We start from the raw sequence: 16,498 nt of genomic DNA on the forward strand, positions 1-16,498 counted from the left end.
GTGATCGGCGTCGTGCGCAAATGCAACTGAAACATCCCGAGATTCCGTGCGCACGCGACCAGATTGTTGAGCGCCGTTTGAATCCGGCACGCGCGGTGTGGGTGGCGCCGTTCATCGGCGGCATGTTTGCTGCGATGGTGGCAGGCTTGGCGCGTTTGTGAACGCGCGAGAGCCCTCCCGTCAGCTTGGCGGTTGCCGGGAGGGCTCTCTTGGATGCCGGAGGTGGCACCCCGATGTTGATCGTATGTGCAGAGCCTGCCGTGGTCGAGGCTGAGTTGTTGGCTGGCGGGTTGTTGTGTCCGTTATGCCGGGCGGTGTTGGGGCCGTGGGGTCATGGCCGGGAGCGGGTGTTGCGCTGTCGGGGTGCTGACCGGCGGCTGGTGCCCAGGCGGGCCAGGTGCCGGGGGTGTCTGGGGACCCATGTGCTGTTGCCTGATATCGGGTTGTTGCGTCGTCGGGACGAGGTGGCTGTGATCGGCGCGGCGGTTGAGGCGAGCGTTGCTGGGCAGGGGTATCGCCGGATCGCTGGGTGGTTGGGGTTGCCGGCGGACACGGTCCGGGGCTGGTTGAGCCGGTTCGCTGCGCGGGCGGATGTGATTCGGGAGCATTTCACGCGGTGCGCGATCGTGCTGGACCCGGAGCTCGGGCCGATCATGCCGGCTGGGAGCGTGGTCGCGGACGCGTTGGAAGCGATCGCAGTCACGGCCAGGGCGTGGGTTTTGAGGTTCGGTCCGGTGGATCCGTGGCCGGTTGTGTCCAGGTTGTCTGGCGGGGTGCTGTTGGCAACACGAGCTCCCGCCTTCCCGTGGGCGGCGTGAGCTGAGACGCTCCTGCGCTTCGGATGAACGAGAGCGCGGGAGAGCAACGAGGTGAATGAGGATCGTCGCCGGGAGATCGGCCTGTTTCGTTACACCCTGATTCGTGACGCCGCCGATGAGGGGTTGTCGAAAGCTGAGCGTGGCCGGCTCGTTCGGTCACTGGCTGGGCGTGAGCATGTCGGGCCTGATGGGCAGCTCGTCAGGGTCGCGCGCGGCACTCTGGATGAGTGGATTCGTGCTTATCGCCGCGGCGGGTTCGAGGCTTTGCTTCCCCGGCGGCGGGTCGTCCCGGTCAGGACACCGGCCGAGACATTGGAGCTGGCGTTCGCTTTGAAACGTGAGCGGCCGGAGCGAACCGCCGCGCAGGTCAGGCAGATCATGCTCGCCAGCGTCAAGGACGGTGAGGACGTGCCGGGGTTGCGGACATTGCAGACGCATCTGGCTCGTGCCGGGTTGAACGTCAGGGGTGATGGTCACACTGCAGGGAAGGTTTATGGCCGGTTCGAAGCCGCTGCCCGGAATGAGCTGTGGACTGGGGACGGGTTACATGGCCCCAGGCTCGCCGGCACCGCCGCGCGGGCGGTGCTCGTCGCGTTTATCGACGATCACTCTCGCCTGCTGACCGGGTGGCGGTGGGGGACCGGTGAGGATGTGTTCCGCCTCGAGGCCGCGCTCCGTGCCGGGTTGATGAGCCGTGGGGTGCCCGGCCAGATTTTGGTTGACCGCGGCTCGGCGTTCGTGTCCTCACAGCTATTTCGTGCGTGTGCGGTGCTTGGTGTGAGGCTGATTCACGCAAGCCCGAGGGCGGCGACAACGAAAGGGAAAATCGAACGCTTCTTCCGGACCGTGCGCGACCAGTTCCTGGTGGAGATCGATGATGGCATCGAGCTGGCGGAGCTGAACCGTCGGTTCTCCGCGTGGGTGGAGGTCGTTTATCACCGCCGGGTGCACTCAGAGACCAAGCAAGCCCCGCTGGCCCGGTTTGATGCGGCGGGCGCACCCCAGTTGCCGACCCCGGCGCTGTTGCGCGAAGCGTTTCTGTGGAGTCAGGAACGGACGGTCACGAAGACCGCGACCGTGTCGCTTTACGCCAACCAATACGAGGTCAACGCCGCGCTCGCCGGCTGCAAGGTCGAGTTGGTGTTCGACCCGTTCGATCTCACGATGATCGAGGTTCGCTACCAGCATCGCCCGATGGGGACCGCCACACCTTTGGTGATCGGCCGCCGCACCCACCCACAAGCCCAGCGGGAGCTGCCGCCACCACCGGCCGGCACAGGGATCGACTACCTGAAGCTGCTGGCTGAGCAGCGCGACGCTGAGCTGGGTGGTCAGCGGATCGACTACGCCAGCCTCACAAACAACGGCGACGGCGACGGCGAGAAGGATCGTGACATCAACCAAAAGCAGGAGGGATGAGCAGTGAGTATTGACAGGTTGCGCGCCCATTACGGGTTCACACGCATGCCGTTCGGGAAGGATCTGGCACCGGGAATGTTGCATGCCCATGGCTCGCATGCTGAGGCGGTCGCCCGGATGGCGTGGTGCATCAGTGAGCAGGCGATCGGTGTGATCAGCGGGGAGTGCGGCGCCGGCAAAACTGTTGCTGCCCGCGCCGCTGTGGCGAGCCTTGATGCCTCAAGGCACACGGTGCTTTATCTCGGAACCCCCGGCGTCGGGTTGCGCGGTATCTACGGGCTGATCATCAACACCCTGGGCGCCACCCCTAGGTTCCATCACGCCGCTCTGATCCCCCAAGCCCAAGAGATGCTCGCCGCCGAGAGCGCGGAGCGTGGCAAGCATGTCGTGATCATCATTGATGAAGCCCATTTGCTTGACGCGGAGAGCCTGGAGGGGATCCGGTGTTTGTCAAACATGGGGATGGACCAGACCGCCCCGTTCTGTTTGCTTTTGCTCGGCCAACCCACACTTCGGCGTCGGCTGCGCAACGGCACGTTCACCGCGCTGGACCAGAGGATCGCGGTGCGTTACACGATCAACGGCCTCGACCTGAAAGAGACCCGAAGCTATGTGCAGCATCATTTGGCGCTCGCGGGCCGCTCGGACACCCTGTTCTCCGATGATGCGATCAGCCTGATCCACACCACGTCCCGTGGTCTGCCGAGGTTGATCAACAACCTCGCTGTCGCGGCGCTGGTTGCCGCGTTCGCGGCAAACAAGGCGATCGTGGATGAGAGCTCGGCACGGGTCGCCGTCACAGAGGTCTCAGCCGAATGACCGCCACCCTGTCGCTGCTTGACCCGCCACCGGAGGATCAGCCTACAAACAGCGGGCTGCTGCCAGCACCGCCAGGCTGGCCGCAAGCACCAGCACCCGCCGTCTACCACGAGCTGCTCGGCGAGATCGTGGGCCGCGTCGCCCCGCACACCGAGGCTGACCCGGTCGCGATCCTCACCCAGCTGCTGGTCGGGTTCGGTACCGCCATCGGTCGTGGCGCGTGGTTCCAAGTCGAAGCGACCCGCCATCACACCAACGAGTTCATGCTGCTGGTCGGTGACAGCGCGAAGGCGAGAAAGGGGTCATCTTGGGATCATGTCCGTCGGCTTCTGGTCAGTGTCGACACGTCGATCGACTCACGGATTCTCACCGGCCTATCCAGTGGCGAGGGGTTGATCTGGGCGGTCCGTGACCCAGCCGGCCAGGATCCCGGTCACCCTGATCAGCGGCTGCTGGTGATCGAACCAGAATTCGCGTCAGTATTGAAGGCCGCAAGCCGTGAGATCTCGACACTCTCACCAACTCTGCGCTCAGCGTGGGATGGACGGCCACTGGCGATCCTGACCCGCACCGCGCCGGCGCGCGCCAGCACCGCGCACATCACGCTAATCGGTCACATCACCCAACACGAGTTGCGCCGCCACATAACCCAGGCAGAGCTCTCCAACGGGTATCTGAACCGGATCCTGATCGTCTGCTGCCGCCGCCAGCGCCTGCTCCCAGAAGGCGGCGAACCTGACCCCCTCGCCGGCACCGGCCTTGATCGCCTGCTCGCCACGGCGCTACGCCAAGCACGCACAGCCGGCCAGATCAAGCTTGATCCCGACGCCCGGGAGATGTGGCATCACGCCTACCGCACACTCGCCCAGCCACAGGCCGGGATTATCGGCCAGATCACCGCCCGCGCCGAAGCGCACGTCATCCGCCTCGCGCTTCTCTACGCCCTCGCTGACGGCAAAACCCAGATCGGCAGCCCGCACCTGAGCGCCGCACTCGCGCTCCAGGACTACGCCACCCGGTCCGCAGCATGGGCGCTCACCGGTGCGACCGGTCAGCCACTCGCCGAACAGATCCACACCATCCTCACAAACCATCCCGGCGGACTGACCCGCAGCCAAATCAGCCAGACCCTCAACCACAACCAGCCCGCCGGGCAGATCGACCACGCCCTCCAAGCCCTGCACGCCGCCCACCGCGTCCACAGCACCCAGATCCCGACCGGCGGACGACCCGCCCAGCTCTGGGCCGCCAGCAGCAGCGGGACATAACCGGCCGGCTGCCTACCGCCACGCGCGAGTGGGTCGAATCGCTCGCCGAGCACCCGGCCGCGCCACCAGACCGGTCACTCAGAAACCTGAGCACCTCATGGCGAGCGATCAAAAGCGAAAGCGAAGCGGTCACAAACGCGCGACAAGCAACCGCAAGCCCACGACCCTGACCGCCCTTCATTGCGAGCCGATCAGCCGTCAGCCCGGGACCCCACCCCGGACTTACTTCTTCTTTCGTACCCCACCCCCCGATGCCGCCGAACAAAAGCATCACCGTCCCGAAAATCAACGGCGCTCAACACCAGATCACCGAGCAGCGCCCGCTCACCAGCCCAGCCCGCGAACTCGACCAAGCCCGACGCGTACTGCGCCGTCGTCTTCTCAGACCGCCCACGCGCGGCGCGCTCCTCAAACAGGAACCGATCGAACACCGGGACGAGATCGAACCGCTCGTCAACCACTGACCAGTAGCTCACCCCTGAAGGCAAATCAACACGCTGTCGCTGAAACGAGCCGAGCACCAACGACCACAACACCACAACCCGCGGACACCCACCCAGAACGAACGAAGCGGCCGAGCGCGACCGCCACGCCCGACCCCCCGCTCAGCACGCGCCCGCGTCCGGACTTGCTGCGCTCGGCCCTCCGGGCCTTCGCTCCACAAGACCGGACGCGGCAACCACAACAGCCAGAGCACCACCAGAAAGACAACGGCGCGACAGCGCTGAGCTGCTCTACGCCGACACCCAACGACACCAACAACCCGGCAGAAAGGGTCAGGGTCAGCGACCACCCCGCCGGCACCGAGGGCCGCGCGGTCCTGATCGAACGCGAAATGCAGCACGACGGCTACAAGGCGCTCCAAGCACTGATCGCCGACTACCTTGATCAGGCCAGAGCACACGACGAGATCCCGATGCTACGCACCGTCCTTTGATAAGGCGAGCAGCCCGTGGCGGGCGGTCGGTCGCGTTTGCGCGGCCGCACGCTTGGGCCAGACAGTCGCGCTGGCGGCCGGCACGCGACCGCTGCGACTGTTTGCGCCCGGAGCGTGACGGTCGGGGGTTGGCAGCAGGGTCGTGTTCACGCTACGGTTTCCGGTGTCTCATCAACGACTATTGACCGGCGGGGCACATGGCGCTGCGAGCTGCATCCACGACTGGCTGGAGCACGATCGCGTCACGCCGCGCGCCCATCCCCCCGGGACCTCACGCCCAAGCTCGCGGGCCGTGCCAGATCTCGCATCCACCGCCGCGTGAAGATCGTCACGGCGGCGCGCGTGCCGGTTCGCGTCCGGTCGCCCGGGCGGCTGTGGGGGTGTTAGGCGCTGCGTTTGGCGCGCGCGGGGGTTTGGCTCCTGTCCGCACAGGCGTCGGCGAGCTCGCCGGCGGTGGTGGAGAGCTCAGCGAACGCTTGCGCGATCGTTACGATCTCGCCGTCCTCGAGCGCAACGCCGATCTGTTTGACGGCGGTGTCAAAGCGCTGCCACAGCGCCTTGGGTCCCGGCCGGCTGGCTGTGGGCGCGAGCTCGGGGGCGAGCGCACGGATCGAGCTCGCGCCAGGCCTTGGGTTCTGTTTGATGTTCGCCAGATCGCCGAGCAGCAGCGCGCGGCTGCGTGCACGCGCGGCGTCAGCGAGTGTCCGAAGCCGGGTCGGGTACTCGTCAAAGCCGCGGATCGCGGTCTCCCACCGCTGGTCGGCTTTGCGGATCTGCTCAAGCGCCGCGGCAGCGGACACAAGCGGCTCGTCGCTCACCTACGCCCCCCGGGCAGCTCCAGCGAGGTCGCGAGATCCAGCGTGGCCTGCTCCGGCGCGTCGCTCCAGTCCTCCCGGCCGGTCGGCTCGATCACCATGCCGCGGGCTTTTGGGCGTCCGATGTCCGCACGCGGCGCGCTGTCCAGGAACCGGTCGAGGTCGTGCTGGTATACGAGCCAGCGGCGTGGGTTGGCTTGGTCGCGGTGCGCGGCAAGCCGTCCGGTGCTGACCCACGCGCGCGGGGTTGAGATGTTCAGCCCGAGCGTTGTTGCGATCTCGGCGACGGTCAGCTCACGGTCTTCGCTCATCGCCGTGATTCTAACGCTACACACCACAGAAACCTAGCGGGCTGAGGAATCTAGCGCTAGAGTGGTTGGGGTGGTTGGTGTGAGCGACAAGCCAGAGCAACGAACCGGCCCTGACAGCAACGTCACGCGCCTTGATGACGCCCGCTTCCGCGCCCGCCGCCACCCACCCGCACGCAACCCTCCTGGTCGCTTGCGGGATCGCGAGGGTGAGCCAGGGGACCCGACGGGGTATTAGTTCACGCTCGATCTCGCCTCGGATGTAAGTTTGCCCGGCGAGCAGGGCCCGCTGAGCGCGGATGAGCACCTCGCGCGCCTACAGGCAGACACGCCCGACACGCCCGGGCATAAAACCGCGGACGAGGGCGGTGAGCGTCGCGAAGCTGAGCGGCCGCATATCGGTGTGAGTGAGGGCGCCGGCCAGCGCGATGGCGCGCCGGCGACGCCCGACAGCATCCTCGCCGCGATCTCCGCCGGGCATCTGCGCGCACAGGCGCGCGAGACACCGCGGCAGCCGCGCGGGTCAGCGGACCTCGCTGCCCCGCCGCCGCGTGCCCGCCACCCGAAGCGCCACCCCAGGAGGGTGGCGCCCCGGTCGCAGGCGGACGCTCGAGCGGCGGCACGCAAGCACGCCGGTTTGCCGCGTGGGTTTGGGGTCGGTGTCCCGCGCCGTCGGCTGCTCACAAGCGCCGCGGTCGCGGTTGTTGCCGGGGTGGTGGTGGCGGTGAGCGCAATCTCGCTCGGCGTGCAGCCCGCGGCCAGGTCAGCCGCCCAGCTCGCCGATCGCGGGAGTGCAGCGGGCGTGAGCACGGATGCTCGCGCCGGCCACCGGGTAGAGCACAAGCCTGCGGCCCGGCAGACGAGCGCTCACGACACGCCGCCGGCACGCACCACCGCTCGTCGCGGCCACGCCAGCGGGCCGTCCGGGACGGGGCGGCGTAGCGTCACCCGTCCCGGAGTTGGCGCGCGTCAGCGCTCCAGCGTGCCCGGAAACACGGCCGGCGGCGGAACGGTCGTGACCAGCAACGCACACGGATCCGCGGGCACGGTGCAGACACGGCCGCGGGTTTCCTCAACAGACGCTTCGCGTACCAGCAGCGGTGCCGGTACGCCGCCGCCCAGCGGGGCGGCGGCGGACAGCTCCTGCGGTGGCGCTGGGGTGCTTGCACCGACGACTTGCGGCAAGCCGGCGCTATGAGCCCGGGAGCAGAAGCCCACGCGTCCCGCGAGCTGTCGGCAGCGCCGGCGCGTGTGTGGTCGTTTGATCTTGAACGTCGATCAAAGCCCCAGGATGCCGGGGTGGTGTGAGGAGGAGCCGATGAACCTAAAGCCAGCCCAGATTATCTTCGCGGTGATGGCCGGGGCGCTTATCGCCGGTGGCGGGTACGCGCTCGCGGCGTCCAGGACCACGACGATCCACGGGTGCGTGAACAAGCGCACGAGGGTGCTGACCGTCGCCGTGCGCTGCGACCGGGCGCAGAGCCCGCTGGTGTGGGATACCCGCGGGCCAGCGGGCCCACGGGGACCACGCGGGTTCCGTGGCGTGCGCGGGGTGGCGGGGCCGGCTGGTGCCGCTGGGTCGGTGGCGGTCGGGTCGGTCAGCACCGGCGCTCCAGGCAGCCAGGCGAGCGTGACCAACACCGGCAGCAGCTCGAGCGCGATCCTTGACTTCACGATCCCGCAGGGCGCAACCGGCGCAACCGGCGCGACCGGCGCGAATGGCACAAGCACCGGCACGACCGCCTACGGGGAGATCTGGATGGGCAAGAGCACCGCGCAGCTCGCGCCGGGCCCAAGCCAGAACATCGTCGGGGAGGGCAGCAACGGGGTCGGTGGCGGGGCGGTGGATGTTCAGGGCTGCTCGACGGCGGGGCTCGCCAACCCGGTGGTGCAGGTGACCGCCGACAAGGACCCCAACGACAACCTGCAGGGCGCCAACAACACCGCCAATGTCGCCTCCGCGTATGTGACCGGCTGGTCAACCGAGCCGGACACCAACATCCTGGTCGTCGACGTCGCGACCACAAACCCCGTGAACGGCGCCGCGGTGCTCTCGGACTTCTCGATCTCGGTGTCGTGCTGATGGGTTCCGAACGCAGCTACCCCGGACGCCTGACGGGCTATCGGCCCGACACTGGTGAACGGCCGCACAGGGTTGCCGCCGGACGGCGGCGGGTCCGTGCCGGGCGGGTCGCGCAGCTTGCCGCAGGGCTGGTAGCGACGGTCGCGGTCGGTCTGCTGACGCCCGCCGTGGCGCTGGGCAACGACTATACGGGGATGCTCGCTTCCGGGACGGTGTCGGTCGGGTCTGGGACCTCATCGGCGTCGGCGGGGTTCGTCTATGGGGATCTGTCGTGGAGCGCGCCGTCGGGCACGGCGTTTCGCGGGTTCGCGTACACCGCTGCGACCTTCAGCTCGGTGAGCGACAGCAGTGTCGGTGGTGTCTCGGCGGGGTTTGGTGCCGGCGGGTCAGCCAACCAGCCATCGATCCTGTTTCCGTGGACGGATGACTGCTCGATCACAAACAGCGGGCACTACTGGACAGACGACATGCGGGTTGCTGGCACAAGCGGTCAGCAGACGTGCTCCACAGCCGGGAACACGAGCGGCTGGAACTACACCAACGCCGAGATCGAGAACACCTCGCCCGCAACCAACCCGCAGAGCGAGTACAGCACCCTGTGGCTGACGGTGTTCTGCCAGTCTGGCTCCTGCCCGTATGACAGCGGCCGCGAGTGGGGATCAGCGGGCGCGACCGTTACGAACCTATCGGCGACCGTCGATGACCCAAACAACCAGCCGTCCGCCAGCGCGTACTGGACCGCGAACAACGGCAGCTCGTGGTATCAGACAGACCGCAACGCCCCGACGATCAACGTGGATGCGTCAGACCCGGCGGGGGTTTGCGCGACCGGGGTGTGGCTGACCGGGCCCGCGAGCAGCTACCTGCAGGTTATGGACAGCTCGCCGGGGATGGAGAACCCCGGCTCGCCGATCGGCAACGAGTTCGATTCGATCACCCCCTGCCCCGGATCCGGCGGCGCGACCGTCAACAGCAGCGCACAGCTGCCCGCGAACCTCGCGAGCGGCACATACAGCCTGTCGGTCCTCGCGTCAAACCCAGGGAACTGGCAGGCCGGGGCGGGGCTCAGCAACGCCCCGACGGTCGCAAGCTACGCCAACACGATCAACATCGATGACACGATCCCGACGATCAGCTGGACGAACACCAGCAGCGCGTGGACGGCGGCGACCAGCCAGCAGCTGACCGTGACCGCCGGCCCGTCCGGGATCGGTGCCTTGGCCTGTACCGATAACGGCACGCCGGTCGCCGCGACCCGCATTGGTGCCGGCACCTACTCGGTGCCGACCACCGCCCAGGGCGCGAACACGCTCAGCTGCAGTGCCAGCAACGGCGATGTAAACGGCGAGCTCACGAGCGGACCCTCGGATGCCACCTACAACGTCGATACGACCGTCCCGACCGTCAGCTTCACCGACTCCGGCTACACGCCAGGCACCTGGGTCAACGCGCCGCAGACGGTGACGGTCACCGCGACCGGCGGCCCCAGCGGCATCGATTCGGTGACCTGCTATCTGGACGGCGTCGAGGTGCCGCTCCAGGGCGCCGGCGCCGACCAACTCCTTGTCTCAGGCGACGGCCAGCACGCGTTGAAGTGCGTAGCGACGTCGAACACGAACGTCACCGGACAGGCAACCTACGCGGTGTGGGTCGATGCCCGTCAGCCGACCGTCAGCTTCAGCGGTGCCGAGCCCGCACCCGTCTGGCTCTCAGGAACCCCGACGGTGGTCGTGACCGGCGGTGAGCAGGGCGGCGTGCTGTCCGGCGTCACGAAGATCGCGTGCACCGTAAACGCCGGCCCCTCGATCGTGTTGAGCGTCGACTCCGCTGACGGGTACACAAGCTCGTTTGCGCTGACCACAAACGGCGCGGATGTGGTCGCCTGCCAGGCGAGCGATGCGGCCGGAACGACGGGGGAGGCGGCCAGCGAGACCGTCAACGTCGATAACGCGGCGCTCACGCCCGCGGCCGCGGACCTGACGCGCTATGGAAGCTCCCCGGAGATCGACAACGGCGCTGACCCCTACAGCGACGGGCCCTCGCAAACAACGTGGTATCAGACCGCGCAGAGCGTCACGATCACCGCGATCAACACCGCCGGTGGGGCGGCGATCAGCCAGATCACCTGCACCGGCGCCTCACAAGCCGCCGGCGGGGGAACCTACCCCGCAAACACCCAGAACGCCTACGGGAACGGTGGCGAGCAGATCACCGTGACCGTCCAGCCACCCGGCGGGAACCTCGCGTGCGCCGCCAAAGACATCGCCGGCAACACCTACCCGCTCGGCAGCTACGAGTTTGAGATCGACAACCAAGCCCCGACCGGGTACTTCGCCCCCCGCTCATCCTGGCCCGCACCAGACGTCGTTCAGCTGCACATCACAGACGGGCCACAAGGATCAGGAACCGCGACCGTGCAGGTCAGCGCGCAGCAGAACGGCGGACCGGTCTACAAGGTGATGGCAACCCGCAACTCCGCAGAACCGGACACATGGGATGCGCAGTTCAACGACAGCACCATGCCCAAAGGCACCTACACGTTCATCGCCTACCCCACCGACGCCGCCGGTAACAGCGGCCAGATCACCACAAACCAGGCTGGCGGCACCGAAACGCTCACATTGCCGCTACGCGCGATGAGCTCCCTCCAGGCGACGCTCACCGCCGCCGGTGAGACCGCCAACGGTAGCCAACAGCAAGCCATCAACCCCGCCGCGAACATCGCCAGCGCCACCACCGGCCGGCATACGCACCACGGCCGCCGAACCTCGGCGGTTGCGGCGTCGTGCAAACCCGCACGCGCAGACGGGCGCAGAGACAGCAAGTGCACCGGCGGCCGCCCGGGCGCCAAGGCGGGCAGGACGGCGTTTCTGACGCTCGCCTACGGGCAGGCCGCGACCCTCACCGGCCGGCTCCTGGACGCCAAGAACCACGACCAGCCGATCGCGGGGGCGCTGATCACCATCGACCAGCACGTCCTCGGCCGCCACGCCATCACCCGGCTCGGCGTGACCCGCACAAGCCGCGACGGCCGCTACCGCTTCCACGTGCCCGCCGGCGCGAGCCGCACCATCCTGGCGATCTACAACGGCAGCACGCTCACCCGCGGCGCGCAAACCAACATCGCAGAACACGTCAAAGGCAAAGCGACCATCCAGATCACCGGCACCCTCAAACCCGGCCACGACCTCCTACTGAAAGGCCACCTCGACGGCGGCTACATCCCCACCGACGGCGCGCTCATCATGATCCAATACGGCGTCAAAGGCTTCCGCGGCTGGACCAACTGGGGCACCACCCACACCAACCGTCGCGGCAGCTTCCAGGTACACATGCCGATCCTCCCCGCCGACGCCGGCTACACCTTCCAATGGCGAGCCATCATCAACACCCAAACCGGATGGGCATACCTCACAGGGCACAGCAACACCATGACGCGCGCGATCACTTAGCGGACCGGACCTCGAGGGCGTCACGTTAACTGTGTAAGCGTGGTTTCTTCAGGTTAACAGTTACTCTCGTCGTGTCAATGGGTGGTGGTCAGCTTGCGTCCGGGATCCGGTCACCGAAGTGGATCTTGAGCGCTAGCAGCGCGGCTGTCCAGTTCCGGCAGCGGGTCCATTGCGGGACGGCGTTCTGGAGGCAGAGGTAGACGAGCTTGCGGGCTGAGTCCTCGTTGGGGAAGCTGCCCTTGGTTTTGATGGCTTTGCGTAGCTGCCGGTTGAGCGCCTCGATCGCGTTGGTGGTGTAGATGATCCGGCGGACCTCGGCGGGGAAGGCGAGGAACGGTGTGATGTGCTCCCAGGCGGCGGTCCACTGCCGGGTGATGATCGGGAAGCGCGCTCCCCACTTCTCATCGAAGGCCTCCAGTGCGGCCCATGCCTGCTCGGCGTTGATCGCGGTGTAGATCGGTTTGAGGTCGCGGGCGACTTGCTCACGGTCGCGTCTGGGCACGTATTTGAGACTTGAGCGGATCATGTGCACGATGCATGTCTGGACCGTGGTCTTCGGGAAGATCGCCTCGATCGCCTCAGGGAACCCTGTGAGCCCGTCGACACAGCAGATCAGGATGTCGCGCACACCACGGGTCTTCAGGTCGTTGAGCGCCTGCATCCAGAACTTCGCGCCCTCCGTCTCCTGAAACCACATGCCGAGCACGTCCCGGTCGCCGTCCAGGGTGATCCCGAGCGCTATGTAGAGCGCTTTGTGCCCGACGCTGCCACCATCACGGATCTTGAGCACCATGCAGTCCAAAAACACGACGGGGTAGATCGTCTCAAGCGGCCGTTTGGCCCACTCACGCACGTCGTCTGCGACCTGGTCGGTCACGCGGCTTATCAGCTCACGGCTCACACCCGTGCCGTAGAGCTCTTGCATGTAGCCCTCGATGTCACGGGTCGACAGGCCACGGCTGTAGAGCGCGAGGATCTTCTGATCGATCCCGGCAAGGCGCCGCTGACGCTTCTTGACGATCTGCGGCTCAAACGTGCCTGCCCGGTCCCTGGGCGCGTCGATCACGATCTTGCCGTGATCGCTCACGAGCGTCTTTACGCTCGTCCCGTTGCGCTGGTTGGCCGCGCCGCCAGCGGGCTCCTGGTGGGGCTCATAGCCGACATGGCAGGTCAGCTCCGCGTTCATCGCACGCTCCACCAGCCGTTTAGTCAGCCGGCCAAGAACCCCGCCTGACCCAAGGATCTCCTCCTCGGTCCTGGCGCCAGCCAGCAGCTCGTCGATCACCTCGTCGGAGATCAAGGACTCCTCAACGCCCCCAACCGCGCAACGGACCCGCCGACGCGCGATCGCGCGCTCGACCGCCTCCTCGAGCCCCGGCACCGGCCGCGCCGCGCCTGGGTTGGGCGGCTCGTCGCTTCGCTCCTCCCCGCCCAACCCAGGCGCGGGAGACATCACCCCGAACGGGGGCTGGGCCAACAACACATCACTGCTCATGGTCTTCGTCGTGGTAGGCATGCGATCTCCTTCGCTGATGCCTACACAGTTCCTGTGACGATCCCCGGACCTCGCGTCCTTGGTATCCGGGCACGTGGAGCGCTCCCTCTTGGCGTTGACAGGTTAGGCCGCTTGTGGCTCCCCGCTTGTTTGGTAGTTGTCAGGTTGCGTCGTCCCAAGTTTGTGTGACTTCGCTGGTGTTCGGTGGGCCAGCCGCCTGTCGGGCCAGTCGTGGTAGTGGTCGATGTAGGCACCGATCACCGCCCGGGCCCGGTCGAGGGTTTCGAACTGGTTGTGCCACATGCAGCGTTCCTTGAAGTACCGCAACCGGGGTTCGGTGAACGCTCGGGACTCGGGATCGCGGCAGCCGCCACGCCGGTGTGCGATCCCCGGCCCTGAGAGCACCAGCTTCGTCGCGCTCGTGTATACCGCGGAGTCGTTGTCGCTCTCCAGGGTCAGGCCGCTGGGTGGGATGCGTTGTTCGGCGACTGCGGACATGTCCGAAGCTGAATGCCCGCAAAGACGCGTCCAGGTCGGAGGCTGCCATCACACGGTGGCCGAGAATCGGCTGCGTGGATCTGGCGAGTAGGTCGTTGATCTCATCGCTGCGGGTCCGCACCGCGGATTCATCCGATGCACCAGGCTCATCGTCTTACGGCTCGACCACGCAACGCCCGGCAGCTCGCCCAGTGACACCGACTCATCGACCAACTCCGCAAGCCCGAGCCGGTGCGCGAGCGTCGCTGTCAGCGGCAACCCGGCGTTGCTGATCAACTACCGCTCGTCCAAGACGACCCTAACGGAATCGAGGCTGGCCGGGCCAGCAGGAACATCCGGGCCCTCGTGCACCGTTCAAGCGACCACCTGACAGGGCTTGTGGTCCTGCATAGAGCCTGACAAAGCCCTGATCAGGGTGATATGTAAGCGTCGGCCTGGGACGGAGTCACCCACGTCAATCGGTGAGCCCAGACTGTGACGGTCGCGTTTGCAGCGCAGCTCCCGGACGGCTCGATCACCGACACGGTGGCGCCCCGTGAGCGCCGCCCAGCTGTCCGGTCGTGGCCCTGGCTGCCGTACGCCTCAAGCTCAGCAGCGCCTGAGTCGGTGCGGGCCTGATTAGGTGCGGAGGGCTGACATCGGCGTGAGCGTGGCGGCGCGGATCGCCGGTGCTGCGCCTGCGAATATTCCGATCGCTATGCCTGCGACCGGGGCTCTGACGAGGACGCCCGGGGCGAGGATCGGGACCCATCCGTTTGACGCGGCGACGGCCGCCACGGCGATGACTCCGACCGAGATCCCGAGGATGCTGCCAAGGGCGCCCGTGCCGACGGCTTCGGTCAGTATCAGCTTGGCTATGTCAGCTCTGCCGTAGCCGATCGCGCGGCGCAATCCGATCTCCTGCCGGCGCTGCGTGACCGACAGTAGGGTGACCGTGCCGATCGAGATGATGCCGACGGTAAGTCCGATGATCTCAACGATCGAGAGCAGCTGCGACAGCGATGCCTGGACCTGGGCTCGCAGCGTCGTTGGCTGCGGCGGGATCTCAGCGGTGATGTCGGCGGTGTGGTAGGGGGCGAGCGCCTCCGGCCCCTGTTTGCCGATGAGTTGCGCGGCGCCCGGAGCGGTCCTGGTGATCACGGTCCGCTCGCCCGCGTTGTTTGAGATCACGGTGGCGACGTACGGCGGCACGATGACGCCCAATTCGACCTGTGACTGCAGGGTTGTGCTGCTGAGGATGCCGGTGATCGTGAGGGCCGTTCCGTCAACGAAGATCGCTGGCGAGCCTGCCACCGAGGAGATCCCAAGCTGTGAGGCGGCAGCCGACCCGAGAACGGCAACCATCTCGTGGTAGCGATCCGCGCCGGCGTCGTAGAAGCGGCCCGATCGCAGGCGTGCTCCGATCGCCTGAAACGTCGATGGCGTTGCGGCCGTGAACGGCAGTGTCGTGCTGGTTCCGTAGCCGCTGTCGCTCGGTGGGGTGGTGCTCACGGTCTGTGGCGTCTGGTTGTCCAGCGCCCAGAGTAGGCCGGTGCTGAGCACCCCGTGAAGCTTTGCGAGGCGCGCCACGCCGCCCGCGGTCAGTACCTGTGCGCCCGTCAGGCCGCTTTGAAACTGGACGGTAGTCGCGTTCAGCTCGTTGAAGGACGACGCGACGGCGTTTCTGGCGGACTGTGTGAGCCCGCTGAGCGCCACGAACCCGCCGACCGCAAGGACGGTCCCAAGCGCGCTCATGATGGTCCGCAGAGGATGCCGGCCGAGGCTGATCGCGGCCTCGCCCGCCAGCGCCACCCATGGCATACCGCGTCCGGTGATGCGGAAGACTCTGCGGGCCGGGTGAGCGGGAGATCCGCTCATCGCAAGTGCCCTGCCGCCAGTAGCTCGGGGTCCAGCCCCTCGCGCAGCCTGCCGTCGCGCAGGCTCAGCACCCTTGGCAGCGCGGCGGCGATCGTGAGATCGTGCGTGACCATGACAACCGCCGCTCCACCGGCCGCGAGGCCGACCAGCAGATCGGTTATCTCAGCCGCTGTGCGCTCGTCGAGGTTGCCGGTAGGCTCATCGCACAGGATCGCCTGTGGGTGTTGCGCAAGCGCCCGCGCGATCGCCGTCCGCTGGCACTCTCCTCCGGACATGCTCCCCGGAAGTGCCGCACGGCGGTGCGAGAGCCCGACCCGTTCAAGCGCCGCGGCAGCTCGCTCGCGGCGCTCGCGCGCGGAGGTTCTCTGTGGCCTGACGGCGAGCTCGACGTTTTCCTGCGCGGTGTGGCGGGCCAGCAGAAACGACTGCTGGAAGACAAACCCGAAGAACTCGGATCGCAACCGGGTCAGCTCTCGGTCCCCACAGCCCGCGACCCGGACCCCACCAACCAGGTATTCGCCGTCACTGGGCCGGTCAAGTAATCCGAGCACGTTCAGAAGCGTCGACTTGCCCGAGCCGGAACGACCCACGATGGCGACGATCTCGCCCGACGCGATGGTGAGAGACACCCCCTTTAGCGCGTCCAGCCGAGGCGGGCCGGCATACGTGCGTGTTACCCCGTTGAGCTCAAGCAGCACAGTCTCGTGTCCAAGCGTGGCCATGCTCTCT

At 67.2% G+C, this 16,498-nt stretch carries 16 protein-coding genes; 9 read left to right on the forward strand and 7 right to left on the reverse strand.

The annotated features are described in order from the left end of the window. The first annotated feature begins 20 nt into the window (after positions 1–20). The 5 genes from M3M54_RS14555 (at position 21) to M3M54_RS14575 (ending at position 4,324) form a co-directional block, all read left to right on the forward strand. On the forward strand, positions 21–161 hold the full coding sequence (locus M3M54_RS14555; protein ID WP_249019756.1) for a hypothetical protein: 141 nt from the start codon (positions 21–23) through the stop codon (positions 159–161). Positions 162–422: 261 nt separating this feature from the next. Continuing rightward, complete coding sequence (locus M3M54_RS14560; RefSeq protein WP_371878586.1) at positions 423–818, forward strand: helix-turn-helix domain-containing protein; 396 nt, start codon at positions 423–425, stop codon at positions 816–818. A 51-nt stretch (positions 819–869) separates the two neighbouring features. After that, a complete protein-coding gene (locus M3M54_RS14565; protein WP_249019757.1) occupies positions 870–2,237 on the forward strand; it encodes a DDE-type integrase/transposase/recombinase in 1,368 nt (455 codons plus the stop codon). A 3-nt stretch (positions 2,238–2,240) separates the two neighbouring features. Next, positions 2,241–3,056, forward strand: coding sequence for an ExeA family protein (locus tag M3M54_RS14570; RefSeq protein ID WP_249019415.1), 816 nt, complete (start codon positions 2,241–2,243; stop codon positions 3,054–3,056). Continuing rightward, the gene (locus M3M54_RS14575; protein WP_249019416.1) at positions 3,053–4,324 is read left to right on the forward strand and encodes a YfjI family protein; all 1,272 of its coding nucleotides are present in this window, start codon (positions 3,053–3,055) and stop codon (positions 4,322–4,324) included. The genes M3M54_RS14570 and M3M54_RS14575 overlap by 4 nt, the downstream gene beginning before the upstream one ends. A 191-nt stretch (positions 4,325–4,515) precedes the next feature. Here M3M54_RS14575 and M3M54_RS14580 read toward each other — a convergent pair whose 3' ends face one another. Further along, entirely contained in the window at positions 4,516–4,800 is a 285-nt protein-coding gene (locus tag M3M54_RS14580) for a hypothetical protein (RefSeq protein WP_249019758.1), read from the reverse strand. Positions 4,801–4,952: 152 nt separating this feature from the next. Between M3M54_RS14580 and M3M54_RS14585 the strand changes: the two genes are divergently transcribed. After that, the gene (locus M3M54_RS14585; RefSeq protein ID WP_249019759.1) at positions 4,953–5,261 is read left to right on the forward strand and encodes a hypothetical protein; all 309 of its coding nucleotides are present in this window, start codon (positions 4,953–4,955) and stop codon (positions 5,259–5,261) included. Between the two features lie 383 nt (positions 5,262–5,644). Here the strand turns inward: M3M54_RS14585 and M3M54_RS14590 are convergent, their stop codons facing one another. Together M3M54_RS14590 and M3M54_RS14595 are read right to left on the reverse strand one after the other, a co-directional pair. After that, positions 5,645–6,079, reverse strand: coding sequence for a hypothetical protein (locus tag M3M54_RS14590; RefSeq protein ID WP_249019760.1), 435 nt, complete (start codon positions 6,077–6,079; stop codon positions 5,645–5,647). After that, the gene (locus M3M54_RS14595) at positions 6,076–6,387 is read right to left on the reverse strand and encodes a helix-turn-helix domain-containing protein (RefSeq protein ID WP_249019761.1); all 312 of its coding nucleotides are present in this window, start codon (positions 6,385–6,387) and stop codon (positions 6,076–6,078) included. The genes M3M54_RS14590 and M3M54_RS14595 overlap by 4 nt, the downstream gene beginning before the upstream one ends. 265 nt (positions 6,388–6,652) lie before the next feature. Between M3M54_RS14595 and M3M54_RS14600 the strand changes: the two genes are divergently transcribed. The 3 genes from M3M54_RS14600 to M3M54_RS14610 all read left to right on the forward strand — a co-directional run bounded on the left by M3M54_RS14600 (position 6,653) and on the right by M3M54_RS14610 (position 11,919). Beyond that, a complete protein-coding gene (locus M3M54_RS14600; protein WP_249019762.1) occupies positions 6,653–7,582 on the forward strand; it encodes a hypothetical protein in 930 nt (309 codons plus the stop codon). Between the two features lie 120 nt (positions 7,583–7,702). After that, entirely contained in the window at positions 7,703–8,467 is a 765-nt protein-coding gene (locus tag M3M54_RS14605; protein ID WP_249019763.1) for a hypothetical protein, read from the forward strand. Beyond that, on the forward strand, positions 8,467–11,919 hold the full coding sequence (locus tag M3M54_RS14610) for a hypothetical protein (protein WP_249019764.1): 3,453 nt from the start codon (positions 8,467–8,469) through the stop codon (positions 11,917–11,919). Before M3M54_RS14605 ends, M3M54_RS14610 begins: the two co-directional genes overlap by 1 nt. Before the next feature lie 88 nt (positions 11,920–12,007). On the opposite strand, the gene M3M54_RS14615 is transcribed toward M3M54_RS14610, so the two are convergent. From M3M54_RS14615 to M3M54_RS14630, 4 genes are all read right to left on the reverse strand, one after another. Then, positions 12,008–13,435, reverse strand: coding sequence for an IS256 family transposase (locus M3M54_RS14615; RefSeq protein ID WP_249019252.1), 1,428 nt, complete (start codon positions 13,433–13,435; stop codon positions 12,008–12,010). Between the two features lie 102 nt (positions 13,436–13,537). Beyond that, positions 13,538–13,912 carry a hypothetical protein gene (locus M3M54_RS14620; protein ID WP_249019765.1) on the reverse strand — a complete coding sequence of 125 codons (375 nt, stop codon included), beginning with the start codon at positions 13,910–13,912 and terminating at the stop codon, positions 13,538–13,540. A 618-nt stretch (positions 13,913–14,530) separates the two neighbouring features. Beyond that, on the reverse strand, positions 14,531–15,769 hold the full coding sequence (locus M3M54_RS14625) for an ABC transporter permease (protein ID WP_249019766.1): 1,239 nt from the start codon (positions 15,767–15,769) through the stop codon (positions 14,531–14,533). After that, positions 15,766–16,491 carry an ABC transporter ATP-binding protein gene (locus tag M3M54_RS14630; protein ID WP_249019767.1) on the reverse strand — a complete coding sequence of 242 codons (726 nt, stop codon included), beginning with the start codon at positions 16,489–16,491 and terminating at the stop codon, positions 15,766–15,768. Before M3M54_RS14630 ends, M3M54_RS14625 begins: the two co-directional genes overlap by 4 nt. Between the last annotated feature and the right edge of the window lie 7 nt (positions 16,492–16,498).

Origin of the sequence: Conexibacter sp. S30A1, from assembly GCF_023330665.1 — a bacterium.
GTDB lineage: Bacteria > Actinomycetota > Thermoleophilia > Solirubrobacterales > Solirubrobacteraceae > Palsa-465.